16 protein-coding genes are annotated in these 16,892 nt (G+C 43.0%); 9 read left to right on the forward strand and 7 right to left on the reverse strand.

Annotation, left to right across the window (positions count from 1 at the left end; genetic code table 11):
• Window positions 1–2 precede the first annotated feature (2 nt).
• The 6 genes from truB (at window position 3) to pnp (ending at window position 5,807) form a co-directional block, all read left to right on the forward strand.
• Window positions 3–1,064 carry a tRNA pseudouridine(55) synthase TruB gene (truB, locus tag IQ457_RS09955; protein ID WP_200663039.1) on the forward strand — a complete coding sequence of 354 codons (1,062 nt, stop codon included), beginning with the start codon at window positions 3–5 and terminating at the stop codon, window positions 1,062–1,064.
• A gap of 342 nt (window positions 1,065–1,406) precedes the next feature.
• Window positions 1,407–1,931, forward strand: a complete 525-nt coding sequence (locus IQ457_RS09960; RefSeq protein WP_200663040.1) for a type 1 glutamine amidotransferase domain-containing protein — start codon at window positions 1,407–1,409, stop codon at window positions 1,929–1,931.
• 143 nt (window positions 1,932–2,074) lie between these two features.
• Window positions 2,075–2,236, forward strand: coding sequence for a hypothetical protein (locus IQ457_RS09965; protein WP_156508534.1), 162 nt, complete (start codon window positions 2,075–2,077; stop codon window positions 2,234–2,236).
• Window positions 2,237–2,321: 85 nt separating this feature from the next.
• Complete coding sequence (locus IQ457_RS09970) at window positions 2,322–2,501, forward strand: hypothetical protein (RefSeq protein WP_200663041.1); 180 nt, start codon at window positions 2,322–2,324, stop codon at window positions 2,499–2,501.
• Window positions 2,502–2,800: 299 nt separating this feature from the next.
• Window positions 2,801–3,067 (forward strand): 30S ribosomal protein S15, encoded by a 267-nt coding sequence (rpsO, locus tag IQ457_RS09975; RefSeq protein WP_068407892.1) that lies wholly within the window; start codon window positions 2,801–2,803, stop codon window positions 3,065–3,067.
• Window positions 3,068–3,704: 637 nt separating this feature from the next.
• Window positions 3,705–5,807 carry a polyribonucleotide nucleotidyltransferase gene (gene pnp / locus IQ457_RS09980; RefSeq protein WP_200663042.1) on the forward strand — a complete coding sequence of 701 codons (2,103 nt, stop codon included), beginning with the start codon at window positions 3,705–3,707 and terminating at the stop codon, window positions 5,805–5,807.
• 121 nt (window positions 5,808–5,928) lie between these two features.
• Here pnp and IQ457_RS09985 read toward each other — a convergent pair whose 3' ends face one another.
• From IQ457_RS09985 to IQ457_RS10000, 4 genes are all read right to left on the reverse strand, one after another.
• Window positions 5,929–6,507, reverse strand: coding sequence for a hypothetical protein (locus IQ457_RS09985; RefSeq protein WP_200663043.1), 579 nt, complete (start codon window positions 6,505–6,507; stop codon window positions 5,929–5,931).
• Window positions 6,508–6,537: 30 nt separating this feature from the next.
• Window positions 6,538–7,059: a hypothetical protein gene (locus IQ457_RS09990; protein ID WP_200663044.1), complete on the reverse strand. Its 522-nt coding sequence runs from the start codon at window positions 7,057–7,059 to the stop codon at window positions 6,538–6,540.
• Window positions 7,060–7,180: 121 nt separating this feature from the next.
• Window positions 7,181–7,438, reverse strand: a complete 258-nt coding sequence (locus tag IQ457_RS09995) for a YheV family putative zinc ribbon protein (RefSeq protein WP_200663045.1) — start codon at window positions 7,436–7,438, stop codon at window positions 7,181–7,183.
• Window positions 7,439–9,628: a M3 family metallopeptidase gene (locus tag IQ457_RS10000; RefSeq protein WP_200663046.1), complete on the reverse strand. Its 2,190-nt coding sequence runs from the start codon at window positions 9,626–9,628 to the stop codon at window positions 7,439–7,441.
• Window positions 9,629–10,076: 448 nt separating this feature from the next.
• Between IQ457_RS10000 and IQ457_RS10005 the strand changes: the two genes are divergently transcribed.
• From IQ457_RS10005 to IQ457_RS10015, 3 genes are all read left to right on the forward strand, one after another.
• On the forward strand, window positions 10,077–11,189 hold the full coding sequence (locus IQ457_RS10005; RefSeq protein WP_200663047.1) for an AOC03_06830 family ribosome hibernation factor: 1,113 nt from the start codon (window positions 10,077–10,079) through the stop codon (window positions 11,187–11,189).
• A gap of 202 nt (window positions 11,190–11,391) precedes the next feature.
• Window positions 11,392–12,150, forward strand: coding sequence for an endonuclease/exonuclease/phosphatase family protein (locus tag IQ457_RS10010; RefSeq protein ID WP_200663048.1), 759 nt, complete (start codon window positions 11,392–11,394; stop codon window positions 12,148–12,150).
• Window positions 12,151–12,230: 80 nt separating this feature from the next.
• Complete coding sequence (locus IQ457_RS10015; RefSeq protein ID WP_200663049.1) at window positions 12,231–13,226, forward strand: NADP-dependent oxidoreductase; 996 nt, start codon at window positions 12,231–12,233, stop codon at window positions 13,224–13,226.
• Between the two features lie 31 nt (window positions 13,227–13,257).
• On the opposite strand, the gene IQ457_RS10020 is transcribed toward IQ457_RS10015, so the two are convergent.
• The 3 genes from IQ457_RS10020 to IQ457_RS10030 all read right to left on the reverse strand — a co-directional run bounded on the left by IQ457_RS10020 (window position 13,258) and on the right by IQ457_RS10030 (window position 16,832).
• A complete protein-coding gene (locus IQ457_RS10020; protein ID WP_200663050.1) occupies window positions 13,258–13,875 on the reverse strand; it encodes an alpha-ketoglutarate-dependent dioxygenase AlkB family protein in 618 nt (205 codons plus the stop codon).
• A 40-nt stretch (window positions 13,876–13,915) separates the two neighbouring features.
• Window positions 13,916–14,818: an alpha/beta fold hydrolase gene (locus tag IQ457_RS10025; RefSeq protein ID WP_200663051.1), complete on the reverse strand. Its 903-nt coding sequence runs from the start codon at window positions 14,816–14,818 to the stop codon at window positions 13,916–13,918.
• A 64-nt stretch (window positions 14,819–14,882) separates the two neighbouring features.
• Entirely contained in the window at window positions 14,883–16,832 is a 1,950-nt protein-coding gene (locus IQ457_RS10030; protein ID WP_200663052.1) for an ABC transporter ATP-binding protein, read from the reverse strand.
• Between the last annotated feature and the right edge of the window lie 60 nt (window positions 16,833–16,892).

A 16,892-nucleotide genomic window follows, 5' to 3' on the forward strand; every position in this document is an offset into this window, starting at 1 on the left:
TTATGTCGACCGCCTCTACTAACACCTCTACGCCAGCCGCTGCAAAAACGCTTAAAACGCCTGATAAAATCAAAGTCTCGGGCGTAATATTAGTGGATAAGCCACAAGGTATGACCTCGCAACAAGTAGTGTCAAAGGTGAAATACCTGTTTAAATCACCCAACCATGACAGTAAAAAAGCTGGTCATACAGGCACACTCGATCCGATGGCAACGGGTTTATTGCCCATTTGCTTAGGTGAGGCTACCAAGTTTAGTCACTATCAACTCGATGCCGATAAAACCTATCAAGCAACCATTCTTTTGGGTAGTCAAACCGATACGGGTGATGCCGACGGGCAGATTGTTGCTGAAGCACTTATTCCACAGTTTGATCATGCCATATTAGAAAACATTGCTCAGCAATTTTTAGGGCCACAGCAGCAAATTCCTCCGATGTATTCGGCGCTAAAAAAAGATGGCAAAAAATTGTATGAATATGCGCGAGCAGGTATTGAGATTGAGCGGCCCGCAAGAGATATTGTCATTAAAGCCATTGATTTAACCGCAATCGATGCGCAACAAATTCAGTTGACAGTGACTTGCTCGAAAGGTACATACGTACGAGTATTGGCAGAAGATATCGCTAAAACCCTTGGCACGCTAGGGCATCTCACCGCTTTACGGCGCCTGCAGGTTGGCAGTTTTAAGATTGATAATGTGATTGGTTTGGCCGATCTAGAAGCGTTGTCACTTGCGAGTCGCCTGACCCACCTATTACCCGTTGATGCTTGTATCACCCTTGATACTGAGCTTAGCTTAACGGCTGAGCAGTGCGCCCGTGTCCATATGGGACAGCGCTTAAATGTCACCGAGCAGCTGACGGACGATATACGAAGCTATATTATAACGGCTATCGAACAACAGCATTATGAGGATGACGGTGACAAAGAAGATAGTGAAACCTTATTACCTCATGAAATGCCCGTAGATATTCGTCTTATAGATGAGCAAGGGCAGTTTATTGGTTTAGGAGCGGTAAGTTTAAACGGGCGACTACAGCCTAAAAAGTTGATTCAGTTATGATGTACCTTTTCAAAGCAGCTTAACTGAAACTAGGTAAAGATTACTAAGAGTTTACACTAATCACATATCATCACATTTTATTGCAGGTTTCACCTATAGTGAAACCTGCTTTTTTTGTACCTTAGTTAAGTCAGCCATGGAAGGCGAAACAAGGATATAAAAAATATAAGAAAATAAAAATTATAAAAATGGGATTTTATTAAATATTAAAATTATAAAAAAGCAGTATATATAAAAATAAAAAGACATTAACTAATATAAAAAGTATCTGAGATTAATAATAAAAAATGTATTTTAAAAATACTCATACCTAAAATTGAAATCTAAAGTATAAGGATTATTATGAAAACCATTGCTTTCTTATTACATAATAACTTCGAACAAGCTGAATATGAAGAAGTTAACAACCAATTAAAAGATAAAGGTTATAAAACAGTCCTCATTACGACCAATAAAGACAAAGAAGTCCAAGGTATGCAGCAGGACGTCAATAAGGGTGATACCTTTACTGCAGATATATTTGCTAAAGACGCTAACGTTGCTGATTATGAGGCACTGGTTTTGCCAGGTGGCACGGTGAATGCCGATACCATACGCGGTAACGAAGAAGCGCATAGTATCATTAATGCTATTAACAATGCAGGTAAACCATTGGCGGTCATTTGCCACGCGCCTTGGGTATTGATTAATACGGGCATTGCTAAAGGTAAAACCTTAACAGCTTATCACTCGTTACAGACCGATTTAGAAAATGCGGGCGCAAATTTCGTCGATAAAAGCGTGCAAGTGGATGGTAATTTGATTACCTCACGTAATCCAGATGATATTAACGATTTTGTCGCTGCTATTGATAAAGCGCTATCTTAGATTAATAAGCCAATTAAATTTTATAGATTACCTAAAAGAAGCAGCTACTATTTAATAACGATTTATTTATACTGATTTTACGAAATTGCCATAACTTTAAAATCATAACTACAGAATTCATAACTACAGAAAAGGAAATTATTATGTCAAATCCTAATCCGAACGATACCAAGCTTGAGCAACAACGTTCAGAATCAGCAACTGCTGCTCTAAAAGGTCAAACAGAAGATAATCATACGCAAGATACTGAAGCGGCTGCAGACCGTATTGCTGATAATTTAAAAAATGCTAAAGAAGAAAAATAGTTAACTCCGTAATTTATTGAATCTGCTGATTATTAATAAAATAGTTAGTAAAAATATACAAAAATAATGATAACTGGGAGTATTTATGACTGACTCAAAAGGCAACATAGACGCGCAAGAGAAAAAAATTAAACAACAAGCCGAAGATATCAATCCTAAAGAAGATAATATTCCAGATAGTTTAGCGGAAGCAACGACGGTTCCTCTTGAAGATAATGAGCTTGGCGGTAATGCTACGCAGGACGACGTTAAGAATGATAAATAGTTGATAAAACGTCAGTCTTATAAATTTAGACCTTAATCAATTTTTCTCTGCAAAAATTGTAAAACTACTATAAAAACTGCTGCTAGTTCAGCAGTTTTTTGTTATAATCGCTGTCACGTTTAATTTTCGCTTTATTCTTAACTAAACGTTCTAATTGATAAGTTTGTCGTACCCTAGGTCAACTCTAGTAATGCAGGGTTGTCCTGAATGACGGTTAAACTTTTTATTTTTTATTCTATTGTGCCTAGATGCTTTAAATTGAAAGTATCTTAGTACATTTAGCATTGCCGGAGAGATTTATGCTAACCAATTCTGATCGTGAACAAATCATTGCTCAATACCAACGTGGCGAAAATGACACTGGTTCTCCAGAAGTTCAAGTAGCACTATTGAGTGCTCGTATCAACGATTTACAGAACCATTTTAAAGAGCACAAAGCAGACCATCATAGCCGTCGTGGTCTTATCCGTATGGTTAACACGCGCCGTAAACTGCTTGACTACTTAAAAGGTAAAGACCTTGGTCGTTATACCACCCTTATTAGCCAATTAGGTCTACGTCGTTAATTTGGTAGTAATAGTACCAATGGCGACCAAAAAAGATTATGCGCTAATATGGCAGCATTTTAAATTTTTTGCTAAGCCACTTGGTATTTGCTTGCTAAGCTCGATAAAATAGATTTTCTCTAAAGACGGTGTGGAATAGTTTCACGCCGTTTTTTTATGCGTATTTATATGAGTTTGACTGTTAAAAAATTATCCCTTAGCGGCATACGTTTAATGTGACAAACTCCTATTTTAACCGACTTTTTTATACTGAAATGCTTATAACGGTAATGCGCAAACAGACAGTTTGGCATTTCATTGGTCAATGGCTATAAATCACTGTAAAATAATGCCTTATGAGTTTGAGAGTAGTATTCGCGCTCGATTAATTATTTATAAGGTTTAGCGTGATGAGTATTATTTATCAAACAGTGGCTAGCAAAGCAGATTTTAGTCAGCAAATAACGTGAAATCGTTATTTAAATAAAGGTATCAAATAAATAGGTAACAAAATTGCTCTAATCGACCCAGTTTCCAATTATGTTAACGTCAATTAGTAGCCAATCACGAGTAACCAGTTACCAAGAATTTTTAATGACAGATATCAGCTTTTTATAATGCTGATATCCCTTTCGTCAGTCAATATTAGGAAAATTATATGACAATGTTTAATACCATTAAGCGTGAATTCCAGTACGGCGACCAGCAGGTCGTTATTGAAACGGGCCGTATCGCGCGTCAAGCAAACTCTATTTTGGTTCACATGGGCGGCGTGACTGTCCTAGTAGCGGCAGTAGTAAAGTCGGATGCTAAAGAAGGTCAAAACTTCTTTCCATTGACCGTCAACTATCAAGAAAAAATGTATGCGGCTGGTAAAATTCCAGGTGCATATGGTAAACGTGAAGGCCGTGCCAGCGAAAATGAAACCTTAACGTCGCGTCTGATTGACCGTCCGATTCGTCCGCTATTCCCTGAAGGCTATGTGAACGAAATTCAAATTACGGCAACGGTTGTCTCGTCTGATAAAACTCAGTCAGCAGATATCGCGGCACTCATCGGTGCTTCAGCAGCGCTGGCTATTTCTGATGCGCCATTTAATGGTCCGGTAGCAGCAGCGCGTGTTGGCTTTATCAATGGAGAATATGTCCTTAACCCAACGCTTGAGCAGCTTAAAGACAGCGACCTTGACTTGGTGGTTGCGGGTACCAAATCTGCAGTATTGATGGTTGAATCAGAAGCGAAAGAATTGTCTGAAGACCAAATGCTAGGTGCGGTTTTATACGGTCATCAGCAGCAGCAAATCGTCATTGATAATATCGCGTCATTGGCAGAAGAGGTTGGTACCGCTAAGCAGCAATATACCGCGCCTGTTCGCGATCAAGCGTTAGAAACCAGCATGAAAGAGCAGTTTGGTGAGCAAGTGGCTGATGCTTATACTATTACCAATAAGCAAGAGCGCTACAGCAAACTTGACGAAATCAAACAAGCGATCATCGAAGCATTGGCAGGTGACGCCGAAGCAGAAACGTATAACGATACGGTATCTGAATTAAAAGAGATTTATGAAGAGTTAAAATACCGCACCGTTCGTGACAATATCTTGTCAGGTAAGCCGCGTATCGATGGCCGTGATCTTGAAACCGTTCGTGCGCTAGATGTACAAGTAGGCGTATTGCCATATACCCATGGTTCAGCACTATTTACCCGCGGTGAAACACAAGCATTGGTAACCACCACGCTTGGTAACACCCGTGATGTAAACATGATTGATTCATTGGCGGGTACGATTCGTGACCATTTTATGTTGCATTACAACTTCCCACATTTCTCAGTTGGTGAAACCGGCCGTGAAGGTGTGCCAAAACGTCGTGAAATCGGTCATGGTCGCCTAGCGCGCCGCGGCGTTGAAGCGATGTTGCCAGATAGCGAACGCTTCCCATATGTGATTCGTGTGGTATCTGAAATCACCGAATCAAATGGTTCATCTTCAATGGCTTCGGTTTGCGGCGCAAGCTTGGCATTGATGGACGCTGGCGTTCCATTGAAAGCACCGGTTGCTGGTATCGCAATGGGTCTGGTTAAAGAAGGCGAGCGCTTTGCTGTATTGTCTGACATCCTAGGTGATGAAGATCATCTTGGTGATATGGACTTTAAAGTAGCAGGCTCAAAAGACGGTATTACCGCGCTACAGATGGATATTAAAATCGAAGGTATTACCCCAGATATTATGGAGCAAGCGCTTAAGCAAGCCCACGCTGGTCGTATTCATATCCTAGAAGCGATGAATAAAGTACTGCCTGCAAGCCGTACAGAAATCAACGCTCATGCGCCTAACTATGCGGTTATCGAAATCAACCCAGAAAAAATCCGTGATGTGATTGGTAAAGGTGGCGCAACGATTCGTCAGCTAACCGAAGAAACTGGCGCGGTTATCGATATCGATGATGCTGGTACCATTCGTATCTTTGGTGAAAATAAAGCAGCAACCAAAGCGGCTATTGGTAAAATTGAAGCCATCACCGCAGAAGTGGAAGTTGGTAAAACTTATCAAGGTACGGTTGCGCGTATCGTTGACTTCGGTGCTTTCGTTAACGTCTTGCCAAACACTGATGGTCTCGTACATATCTCGCAAATCGCCGATGAGCGCGTAGAAAATGTGTCTGATTACCTAAAAGAAGGTCAAACCGTCAGCGTATTGGTACAAGACGTTGATAACCGTGGTCGTATTAAGCTGACCATGAAAGGTATCGAGCAAAGCTAAGCATCGATATTTGACGTAACTTGACCTAGTCAAGATATAAAAAACCGCTTTGGTTGCTGAGATTAGCAATCAAGGCGATTTTTTTATGTCTTCAAAAAGGTGAGGATATGGAGAAATCAATTTATATGCTGATATCTTTAGGAATGTGGATATCAATACGCAGCTTTGGTAAATCTTGCAAATGCTGGTTGATAAGCGGCAAGATATCGCTATGCCAATCTAAAGCAATTAATTTTTCTACTTCGGCGTTGTTACTACCATCATTTTGAGCAGAATTTTTTTGCGAATAATGAGCAATAAGCGGGCGCGCTAGCAATGCAATCCGGCGTATACCTTGATAACGGATAAGCGGGATAAGTTGCTGTTGTAAATCGACTAGAGCTGCGCTTAGCCAACTTACCCTCGGTGAATGATAGGGATGATCGGATATCACTAGGTTGGCAATATAACTTGGTTGGCTACCGTTGCTACTGACGCCAAGTCCAGCTTGCTCACGTGCGCGCTTATGCATCAAGCAGCTACCAAGCATTAAGCTACCATCGCGGCAGGCACGAAAGTAATGTTGGTAGTTATCAGGATATAAGTTTTTGCTGCGCGTAAGGATAGGGTCTAACAGAATACCGGCGTTATTCACTGGCAATACCAGCAATTGGGCGCTGCTATTTAAAATAGGGGCGTGAGTAAGTTGTAGACTTGCCATTTATCTATCTGCCCCTTTGTGAAATGAATATTATTTTACACTGTTTTTCGCGCTTTCAGCAGCTTCTAATTGGGCAATTTGCTCCTCCAGGAGGGCGATTTGCTTTTCTTTCATCTCTGTCAGCTGCTTATTCATTGCCAACTGTTCCGCTGCCAGCTTCTCTTGTTCTGCTAAGCGCTGACGCTCATCTTCTAAGCGATCTATTTCTTCTTTTGCTAAACTATCATTTTCCGGCAAGGGCGCATTTAGAATAGCGTTGGGATCAGGGATTTGGCTGTTTGTACTTATCGAGCTATCGCTATCCAAAGTTAGTTCACCATCATCTAATGAGGTGGTATCTGCTTGCGCAGCGTTATTTTGCTCAATAGACTCGGCAGTAGGTGTTGTGCTTTCGATCGGCGCCTTTTCAGTGTCTAGCGAATTGTTTTTCCAAACCAAGTAGCCAATTAAGAAAACAGCTAGTATGACAATTGGCCACCATTTATTGCGTTGTTTTACTGGTTGTTTTTTTAATGGTTTAACTGATAAAGGCGGTGTTTGTTTTTTATTCATACAATGGTCGATTTATGTCAAAAATATAAGTAGGCATACTATAGCAAACTCAAAATAAAAAGCCTATCTATTGGTAGATAGGCTAAGTGTTATTAGGACTTGACGATACAGCTTTTATTGCTTATGGCTTGAATTTGACTGTCCCACTGGTACCAGTCGACATCGCATCACGCGCGATCTGGTCCTCTAAATGGTTTTTAGCACTGATAGTATCAGGATCGGGGCGGTGCTCTGTATGTCCGCACTGCGTACATTCGATGTATTCGTCAGGTTCGGGTGTGACGATATTTACTTGCATCACAGCATCCATCGCCTGACATTTAGGACAGCGAACGCCTGCTAAAAACCGGCGCTTTGGTGCTGACGATTGATAGCGCATTTAGATGACCTCGCGCGTCGTTTGATCATTGGCTTTAGCAGTGGCGGCAGCATCATTTTTAGTATTGTCATTTTTAGCATTGTCAAAACCGCTATGCCGTAGTAAAGCATCGATGCTGGCGCTGCGACCGCGGAAGTTCTCAAAATTGGTCTTAGCAGGGAAACTACCACCGACCGATAAAATAGTCTCGCGAAAGGCTTTGCCCGTAGTTGGGTTAAAGATACCTTCTTCTTCAAACTTACTAAATGCATCGGCAGACAATAGCTCTGCCCATTTATACGAGTAATAACCGGCGGCATACCCACCAGCAAAGATATGACTAAAGCCATTAGCAAAACGGTTGTAATCCGGTGTCTGCATAATCGCAATATCATCGCGCACGGTATTTAGCGTCGCCAAGATACCTTCATAATTAAGGGCTGGTGTGTGCGCATGAATCAATAAATCAAAAAGCGCAAACTCGATCTGACGTAAGGTTTGCATGCCGCTTTGGAAGTTTTTGACCGCTAGTAGGGCGGCAAGTTTGTCTTTTGGCAAGGGTCCGCCGCTTTCAACATGGCTACTTATTAAAGCAATCCCTTCGGCATCCCACGCCCAGTTTTCCATAAATTGACTGGGCAATTCGACCGCGTCCCACTCAACGCCATTGACACCAGCGACATCACTAACGGTGACTTGGGTGAGTAAATGGTGCAAACCGTGACCGAATTCGTGAAACAAGGTGAGTACTTCATCGTGAGTCAATAGGCTTGGTTTACCATCGAGGGCAGGGGTGAAGTTGCCGACCATAAAGCAGACCGGTAGCTGCTGATGGTCTTGCTCCGTATAGGTATAACGTGATTGAAAACCGCTCATCCACGCGCCGCCGCGTTTGCCGCTACGAGCAAATAAATCAAAGTAAAAGCCACCAAGCAAGTGATCATCGGCGTCAAATAATTGATAAAAACGTACGTCATCGTGCCAGCGCGACACAGACTCACTGTGCTCTTGTACCTTGATACCGTATAAGCGCTCAACGATCGTAAATAATCCGCTAATCACTTTCGGTAGTGGGAAATAAGGACGTATCTCCTCTTGCGATAAACTAAACTCGCTCTGTTTTACTTTTTCGGCAATATAAGCGCTGTCCCATGGCTGCAAGTCATTAATACCATAAGCCTGCGCATACTTTTGCAACTGCGCTAAGTCTTGCTTAGCGGCTGGCGTTGCTTGCGCGGCTAAATCGCGTAAAAAGGTTTCAACCTCTACAACGCTATCTGCCATTTTGGTCGACAGTGACACTTCTGCATAGTTATCAAAGCCTAATAACTTGGCCTTTTGCGCGCGTAATTGCAGAATTTGGCCCATGATATCGGCATTATTGAGCGCTTCACCTTTGGCATTGGTATGCGCATCAAACTCAGAGGCGCGGGTCACATAAGCATGGTACAGCGTCTCGCGTAGATTGCGATCATCGGCATGGGTCATGACGGCAAGATAAACAGGAATATTTAAGCTTGCCACATAATAAGGCGTCGGCAACGCATCAATTTGTGCTTGAGTGAGCGTACCGCTGGCAAGCTCACGCGCTTTATACTGTTCACCTGCGTCCGCTAATAGCGCCAAACCACTCTCAGTTAACCCTGCTAATTGGCCTTGTTCAAGCGGTAAGGCATACGCCTGAGTAGCATCCAAGATATGGTCTGAGAACGTCGCTGATAAAGTCGACAATTCACTTTGAATAGCAGCAAAGGTTTCTTGTTCAGCTTTGGGTAGCGCAACGCCTGATAGCTCAAAGCTACGCAGCGCAAGCTCAATCGCTCGCGCCCGCGCAGGTTCTAGAGCAGCAAAGAAAGCCTGATCATTGACGATCGTTTGATAGCGACTAAATAGCGGCTGATGCTGACCAACACGCGTGCCATAAGCAGACAGCTTGGGCAACAATTCATGATGGACATGACGAATCTCATCGCTACTCATAACGCTATTAAGATGCGACAAAATCCCCCAACTACGATCCAACGCCAAGTTTATATGGTCAAAGCTCATGACCTCTGCCAACGCCTGCTCAGCGCTAAGCTTGCTATCTGCCGACATCTCATCTAAAAAACGGTTGGCAGCATCGATAGCACTGATGACCTGGCTTTGTAAGGTATCAGGTGTGGTACTGGAAAAATCAACAAGGTGTAAATCTGGAGCAATAGAGTTCATAAAGAAAGGTATCCAATGTCTGTTAGTAATGAATAAATTATTATGATTTAGATAAAGTGCTATGAACGTTATTTAAAACGTAGTTTAAGACGTAATTTAAAGTAAAGGTTATCTAAAAGATGGGTATGACGCGGTTGAAATACAAGCCAGCGTTATAATTGGTTTTAGAGTGTTCATTTTACAAATGGGATTTTTAGAAATGTCCAATTGGATAATAACCCGGCGCTAATTATCGATATGACCGATAGTTAGCTAAGTTTCACTTACAAAGCGTCATCATTTACTTGCAAATTAACCCTACAGGGAGTGAGGACAAGTTGTTAGCATCTTAGTAATACAAGGACTTAATATAATAAATTAAATACAAGGCAGTTATTAAAAATAATTTTCAAATTCTAAGACAATTTTGCAATACCAACCAATCATAATAAGATAAGGAGCAGTATTTATGAAAGCAACTCTTAAAAGTCTACGTGAGACCAAAGCCAATCCAGCGGTTAGTATTTTTGTCAAAACCCACCGTGAGCATCCTGACAATCAAAAGGATCCTATCGCCCTAAAAAACCAATTAAAAGTCGTCGAAGAGCGCCTAAATAACGAGTACGACAAAAGTACCGCCACCTCTATTTTAGAAAATATCAAAAATAAAACCAGTGACCTAAATCACAACTATAACTTAGATACCTTAGCCATATTTGCTAGCACTGACGATGCTCAAATCGTCCGTATGCCTATTGATACCAAAGAGCGCGTGATCATCTCTGATAGATTTGCAACGCGTGATTTGGTGCGTGATATGGCCAGCGCCGTGCATTATTATACGGTAGTATTAACCCGTGATAAGGCGCGCTTGATTGAAGCGTCTAACGACCGTGTGGTCAAGGAGTTTGATCAAGATACTGATGCACAAAACAATATGGAAAATATTCCGTTTCCTGTAGAAAATAATGGTTTATATACAACGGGTGATGCAGGCTCTGATCGCTCAGCAAATAACGAGAGTAGCTATCTAAAAGAGTTCTTTAACCAAGTAGATAAGAGCGTACAAGAGCTATGGGGCGAGCATAAAATGCCTTTAGTCATCGTTGGGGATACCAAAAATATCGGTTATTATAAAGATGTTTGTGATCGTCCAGATAATATTATTGCTACCGTTTCAAATGCCACCAATTTGGAAGAAGGCAGCGCGCAGCATATCGTTGATAGCGTACAAGAAGCGGTTGAAAATTATCGCTCGTCATTACATCAAGCCGCTATGGGTGAAATTGACAAAGCGCGCGGTGCCAATATGCTGCAAACGGATTTACAAGAAGTGTACCGCAGCGCCTTCCAAGGGGTTGGCGAGACTTTATATGTTCGTCGCGGTTACATGCAACCGGCTATGATCGATGAAGCGGCGCAGACTTTAAGCATGGCTGATGATGCGACTGCCCAAGGCGTGACTGATGATGCGGTTGGTGAAATCATCGAACACGTCATTCATAACGGTGGCAAAGCCGTATTCATGCCGCAGGAGCTGATGGGTGAAGATCAGCCAATTGCTCTGGTAACGCGCTATTAATTGATAGCTGCTATTCGTTAATGAGTTAGCCATCGTTACGACTTAGGTATAATATGGGAGCATTGGTTCGATATGAATCAATGCTCTTTTTTATAATAACCTAGGTTCATGTTTATCTGATGACCGGTGTCATTTGATAAGTTTTTAATAAAACGCTGTTCACCCTTACGCTATCCATATTGAGTTTATAACTGATAAATTTATGACTAATACCACCTCTTTTGTTTTAACCAGCTACAACATTCATAAAGGCATGTCGCCGATGAATCGCCAAGTGAAGATACAGGGTATCGCCCAAGCGCTTGATATCATCGGCTCAGACATTCTTTGCCTGCAAGAAGTGCAGGGGCAAAACCTCAAGCGCAATATGCAATATAACGAATACCCCGACCAATCACAGCACGAATGGTTTGGTGAATATCTGCAACTGCAAAACAGCTATGGTAAAAACTCAGAGTATGAAAACGGTCATCATGGTAATGCGGTATTGAGTCGTTTTCCGCTAGATCCAAAGCATAACGTCAATATTACGGTGAATAAACTTGAGCAGCGCGGTGTCCTGCATTGCGAAGTGCAGCCGCTAGGGTGGGAGATGCCAGTGGTGGTGTTATGCGCCCATTTAAACCTCTTTGAGCGCGACCGCATCAAGCAGTATGAAGCCATCTCTAACTATGTGCGTAATGAGATTGCGCCCGACCAGCCGCTGATTTTGGCGGGCGATTTTAATGACTGGAAAAAAATGTCTTGTGACAGGCTCGCTTCAAGCTTAGGGATGACCGAAGCTTTTAAACATTGTCATGGCAAATTGCTCCCGACTTTTCCAGCAAAATTGCCCGTACTCAGTCTTGACCGTATCTACGTGCGTAACCTAAGGGTAAAAGACGCCTGGGTACATACCGGTAAGCCTTGGTCAACACTATCGGATCATTTGCCGCTAAGTGCAGAGTTAGCATTGTTATGAATTGCTGTTATCAGTTAATGGATAACAAGTAAGAAACTAGCCGAAAAAGAGAAATTAGAATAATACAAGGATGAAAAATCATGTCTGATAAACACCTACCAACGACGCAGCACGCCGTACAGATAGGCGAGTTTGGCGAACCTGAAGTCATGACATATCAAGACGGCGTGGCTATTCCTGAATTAAAGGATAACCAAGTATTAATACAAGTCGCTTATGCCGGTATCAACCCCGTCGATTATAAAACCCGTCAAGGTAAAGGCTGGGGCGCCGATGCGATTCAAAAAAATAACTTTGATAAAGGCGAGCCCGCTATTTTAGGCTTTGATGTTGCAGGGATAGTGGTCAAAAGTAATAGCGATAAATTTACCATTGGAGATGACGTCGCGGCCCTTAGTTTTGATGGCAGCTGCTACGCTGAATACGTGGCGGTCGATGCTGATTTACTGGCAAAAGTACCACAGGCGGTGACATTAGAGCAAGCAGGAGCATTGCCTTGTATCGGGCAAACGGCGCTACAGTTTGTAGAATTTGCCGACATTAAAGACGGTGAACACGTGGTAATAAACGCGCCAGCGGGCGGCGTTGGACATTTAGCGATTCAGTTTTTACTGAAAAAGGTAGCGTCAGATAATGTCAAAGTCACGCTTATTTGCTCGCCAGAAAAATACGCCAAACTTGACGATTTGATAGATAAAAGCAAGTTGAAAGGTTGGATAGATTATACCAAAGACCAAGATTTTCCTGACTTACAAGCCGATGTACTGATGGACTTGGTCGGTGACAATGCAGGCGTGCGCGCTTTGAGCACACTCAAATCTGGTGGTCGCGTTAAAGTGCTACCGACCATTTGGGTTGATAAACTAAAAGCTGCCGGTAGTAATAAAAACTTGAGCGTCGACGGCTACGCGGTAAAGCCAAATGGCGAAGATATGGCAAAGGTTTTACAAGATATCGCTGATGGCACGCTAATTTTACAAATTCAGCAAACCTATCCATTGTCTGAAGTAGTTACTGCCCATCGCGAGCTAGAAAAAGGCGATACCTTTGGCAAGATTGTGCTCAAAGCAAGCTAAGGCAGAGTTGCTTAAATTAAGCCAAACCCGCTTAACCTAATATCATTTGCCTAAAGGTTAAGCTAATACGTCCCTCTAAAACTGTTTTCGTCTTAGTAACAGTATGTTTCCAATATTTTTGCGTATCCCCATGCATGACGATAAGCTGACCGGACTCAAGATAAAGCTCGACTTTATCTTGAGTTTTTTTATGCTTCAAGACAAACTTGCGCGTCGCTCCGAGTGACAAAGAGGCGATAATTGGCTGCTCGCCAAGCTCCCTCTCATCATCGGCATGATACCCCATACCATCGTCGCCAGTCGGATAGTAATTTAGCAAACAAGAATTAAAGTTGGCATTAACTCCGATTTTTAATAGTTGCCGCTCGATATGATGTTTCACATGAAACACCGAGTCTGTCCATGCAATGGCTTGCCGCCTGTGCCCAGAATATTGATAACTGGCAGCACTGTCGCCCATCCATACTATTTGCCGAGTGGTGACGTGCGTCTTACCAAATAAAGTGACGATATCAGATTGCCAAGGCAGCGTCGTCAACAAGGCATAATATAGGGCACTTGGATAGTCAATCACGATTCCTAAATCATTTACCTTGCCATCATAAGGTAAGAAATTATCGGTCGGTGCAGGGGCAAAAAGGTCGCTCATCGCTCATATCCCGTATATCCTACATTCCACATCGCTCGGCCTATTTATTGCTTTCATAATGTTCATTAATAATTTGCGCGCACAATTCAGGTGCTTCCATTGGCAAAAGATGACCGTAATCTGGCAAAGAGATAATGCTATCTGCGGGAACAAATCCTTGCCATTGTTTGCGTACTTTATCATTGATAAACAAAGTTGGTTTGCCGGTGATTAAGGTGTAAGGGCAGTGCAGTTTTTTTAATGCTGCATCGATATGAGGCGCACCAAAATAATTGGCAAGCTCTTGCTCGGGGGCAAACATCAAGCTATAGCTGCCATTATTATTGGCCGTCAAACTTTGCTCAGCAAATACTTTTAAGTGCTCATCACTGATACGTTTATAAGCCCGTTGTGCGCGCAAATGCTCATAATAATCCTCGATACTTGCCCATGTAACCTGCTTGGTTAGGGTGCTTTTAAAAGGTTCACGGCTTAGCAATATCTTGCGCGGTAGTAAGTTATAAAGCGTTGCTTGTTTTTTAGTAAAGGTGACAGGCTCGATAAGATATAACTGCGAGAATAAATCGGGGCGTTTCGCTGCTGCTATGGCGGTTGCTGTTGCGCCTTGTGAATGTCCAATACCAACGATAGGCGCGTTTTGGGTTTTGTCCAAAAACTCAATCAGTATATCGGCATCTTGCTCGCGGGTCAGACGCGGCGCTTGCGGTTTGTCATACCAATAGCCACGTAGCGCTAATGCCGATAAATCAAACTCTGTTGCGAGCTCATTTAACAATGGCGCATAAGTACCAACGGTAAAGCTATTGCCACCATAAAAATGGGCAGGCGGGCGTTTATGGTGGTTCGGTTTGTCTGCGTGATTTACAGCTTGGTTCAACTGCTCTAAATCATAATAGCGCGCTTGCTTGCCACTGATATTAATACGTTTGGTAAAAGTTTCCATAAAAATCACACTTCCTTGTGGCGGTTTTTTAACCGTTATCTTACATTTTATTGTTAGTTTTCAATTAGCTGTCTTCACCTAAGAAGCCGCCACTTTGACGCTGCCATAAGCGCGCATAAACGCCATTTAACGCCAGTAGTTCATCATGACTGCCTTGCTCGATGATACGGCCTTTATCCATGACCACCAATCTATCTAGCGCGGCAATGGTCGATAATCGATGCGCAATCGCAATCACAGTTTTGCCGGTCATGATATCGTTTAGGCTTTCGGTAATGGCAAATTCAATCTCAGAGTCAAGTGCACTGGTCGCCTCGTCCAGTAACAAAATCGGCGCATTTTTTAGCATCACGCGTGAGATAGCGATGCGCTGACGTTGACCGCCAGAGAGCTTAACGCCGCGCTCGCCGACTTGGGTATCAAGACCGGTATTGCCTTTATCATCGTATAAATCTTTGATAAAGTCCCACGCTTGCGCTTGCTTAGCAGCTGTAATGATTTCCTCATCGGTTGCGTCAGGACGACCGTAAGCGATATTTTCGCGCACAGTACGGTGCAATAACGAGGTATCTTGGGTGACCATACCGATTTGCTGACGCAGCGATTCTTGGGTAACTTCGTCAATCGCTTGCCCGTCGATATAGATTTTCCCTTTATCAACATCAAAAAAGCGCAGGAGTAGATTAACCAAGGTTGATTTACCAGCGCCAGAACGCCCAACCAGACCGATTTTCTCGCCCGATTTGATATCTAAGTAAAAGTTATCTAATAGCTTGGCGTATGAAGTTCCCGCTGCAGAATCCGCAGCAGGAATAGCAGCATCTTCATGCGTGTTATCTAGAGGCTTGTCTGATTTATGCTTGTTTAAACCTGTGGCATCGTCTTCGCCTTCATAACTAAAATCAACATGGTCGAAAACGATATGACCATCGCTGACTTTAAGGATAGAAGCATTTGGCTTATCGACGATGGTTTGCGGGGCAGATAAGGTGCGCATCCCGTCTTGTACCGTCCCGATACTTTCAAACAGGCTAGCAGTTTGCCACATAATCCAGCGCGTCAGGCCATTTAATCGCAGCGCCATCGCCGTGGCAGCGGCAATTGCCCCAACACCAACAGCGCTTTGTTGCCATAAATAAATTCCGATACCGGCCGTACTACTGACCAAAATCACACTGATTAGGTGGGTTGATACCTCAAGGTAGCTGACCCAACGCATTTGCGCATGGACCGTACCTAAAAACTGTCCCATGGCATTTTTGGCATAATCGAGCTCGCGGCGCGAGTGGCTAAACAGTTTGACCGTCATGATATTGGCATACGCATCAGTGATGCGGCCCGTCATTAACGCGCGAGCATCGGCCTGTACAATCGCTGTTTGTTTAAGTTTGGGAATAAAATACCACATCGCCAGCCATACCAAGACAAACCACACAATAAATGGAATCAATAATAAGCTGTCTAAATTAAATAAAATAATGCCAGAAGTAATAAAGTAAACGGCGACGTACATAAACATGTCAGTGACCGTCATCACGGTATCGCGCACCGCCAACGCCGTTTGCATCACTTTAGCAGAGACGCGACCTGAGAACTCGTCTTGATAAAACTGCATCGATTGCCCAAGCATACGCTGATGAAAACGCCAGCGCATCTGCATCGGGAAGACGCCTTGCAAGGTTTGGAAATGAATAAATGACGATAGGGCAATCCAAAGCGGACTTAAAATCATCACGGCCAGTATCAAAAGCAGCATATCGCCTTTTTCTGCCCACAGATTTTGCGGCGTATAAACGCCAAGCCAATCGACGATATTGCCAATCCACGCAAATAGCATGGCCTCGTAGATACCGATGCCAGCGGACAAAATCATAAATAGCAATAACCAACCGCGTAACCCTTTGGTACATGCCCACATAAATTTGAGCATACCTTCACGCGGCGAGGGCAGCGGCATAGGCGTCTCAGGAAAGGCGGGCAGACGAGTTTCAAAAAATCGAAATAGAGCATTCATAGGCAGTCAGGGAGCATTCATAGCAGTACGCCAAGATAAACGCCATCAAGCGCTATCGTG

It is taken from the genome of Psychrobacter sp. M9-54-1, assembly GCF_016613355.1.
Taxonomy (GTDB): Bacteria; Pseudomonadota; Gammaproteobacteria; order Pseudomonadales; family Moraxellaceae; genus Psychrobacter; species Psychrobacter faecalis.

What these genes read in the sequence shown, in the direction of transcription:
- IQ457_RS10020 (WP_200663050.1), bottom strand. Translation starts at nt 13,875, where the DNA reads ATGAGCGACCTTTTTGCCCCTGCACCGACCGATAATTTCTTACCTTAT.
- truB (WP_200663039.1), top strand. Translation starts at nt 3, where the DNA reads ATGTCGACCGCCTCTACTAACACCTCTACGCCAGCCGCTGCAAAAACG.
- pnp (WP_200663042.1), top strand. Translation starts at nt 3,705, where the DNA reads ATGACAATGTTTAATACCATTAAGCGTGAATTCCAGTACGGCGACCAG.
- IQ457_RS09990 (WP_200663044.1), bottom strand. Translation starts at nt 7,059, where the DNA reads ATGAATAAAAAACAAACACCGCCTTTATCAGTTAAACCATTAAAAAAA.
- IQ457_RS10015 (WP_200663049.1), top strand. Translation starts at nt 12,231, where the DNA reads ATGTCTGATAAACACCTACCAACGACGCAGCACGCCGTACAGATAGGC.
- IQ457_RS10000 (WP_200663046.1), bottom strand. Translation starts at nt 9,628, where the DNA reads ATGAACTCTATTGCTCCAGATTTACACCTTGTTGATTTTTCCAGTACC.
- IQ457_RS09960 (WP_200663040.1), top strand. Translation starts at nt 1,407, where the DNA reads ATGAAAACCATTGCTTTCTTATTACATAATAACTTCGAACAAGCTGAA.
- IQ457_RS09970 (WP_200663041.1), top strand. Translation starts at nt 2,322, where the DNA reads ATGACTGACTCAAAAGGCAACATAGACGCGCAAGAGAAAAAAATTAAA.
- rpsO (WP_068407892.1), top strand. Translation starts at nt 2,801, where the DNA reads ATGCTAACCAATTCTGATCGTGAACAAATCATTGCTCAATACCAACGT.
- IQ457_RS10005 (WP_200663047.1), top strand. Translation starts at nt 10,077, where the DNA reads ATGAAAGCAACTCTTAAAAGTCTACGTGAGACCAAAGCCAATCCAGCG.
- IQ457_RS09985 (WP_200663043.1), bottom strand. Translation starts at nt 6,507, where the DNA reads ATGGCAAGTCTACAACTTACTCACGCCCCTATTTTAAATAGCAGCGCC.
- IQ457_RS09995 (WP_200663045.1), bottom strand. Translation starts at nt 7,438, where the DNA reads ATGCGCTATCAATCGTCAGCACCAAAGCGCCGGTTTTTAGCAGGCGTT.
- IQ457_RS10010 (WP_200663048.1), top strand. Translation starts at nt 11,392, where the DNA reads ATGACTAATACCACCTCTTTTGTTTTAACCAGCTACAACATTCATAAA.
- IQ457_RS10025 (WP_200663051.1), bottom strand. Translation starts at nt 14,818, where the DNA reads ATGGAAACTTTTACCAAACGTATTAATATCAGTGGCAAGCAAGCGCGC.
- IQ457_RS09965 (WP_156508534.1), top strand. Translation starts at nt 2,075, where the DNA reads ATGTCAAATCCTAATCCGAACGATACCAAGCTTGAGCAACAACGTTCA.
- IQ457_RS10030 (WP_200663052.1), bottom strand. Translation starts at nt 16,832, where the DNA reads ATGAATGCTCTATTTCGATTTTTTGAAACTCGTCTGCCCGCCTTTCCT.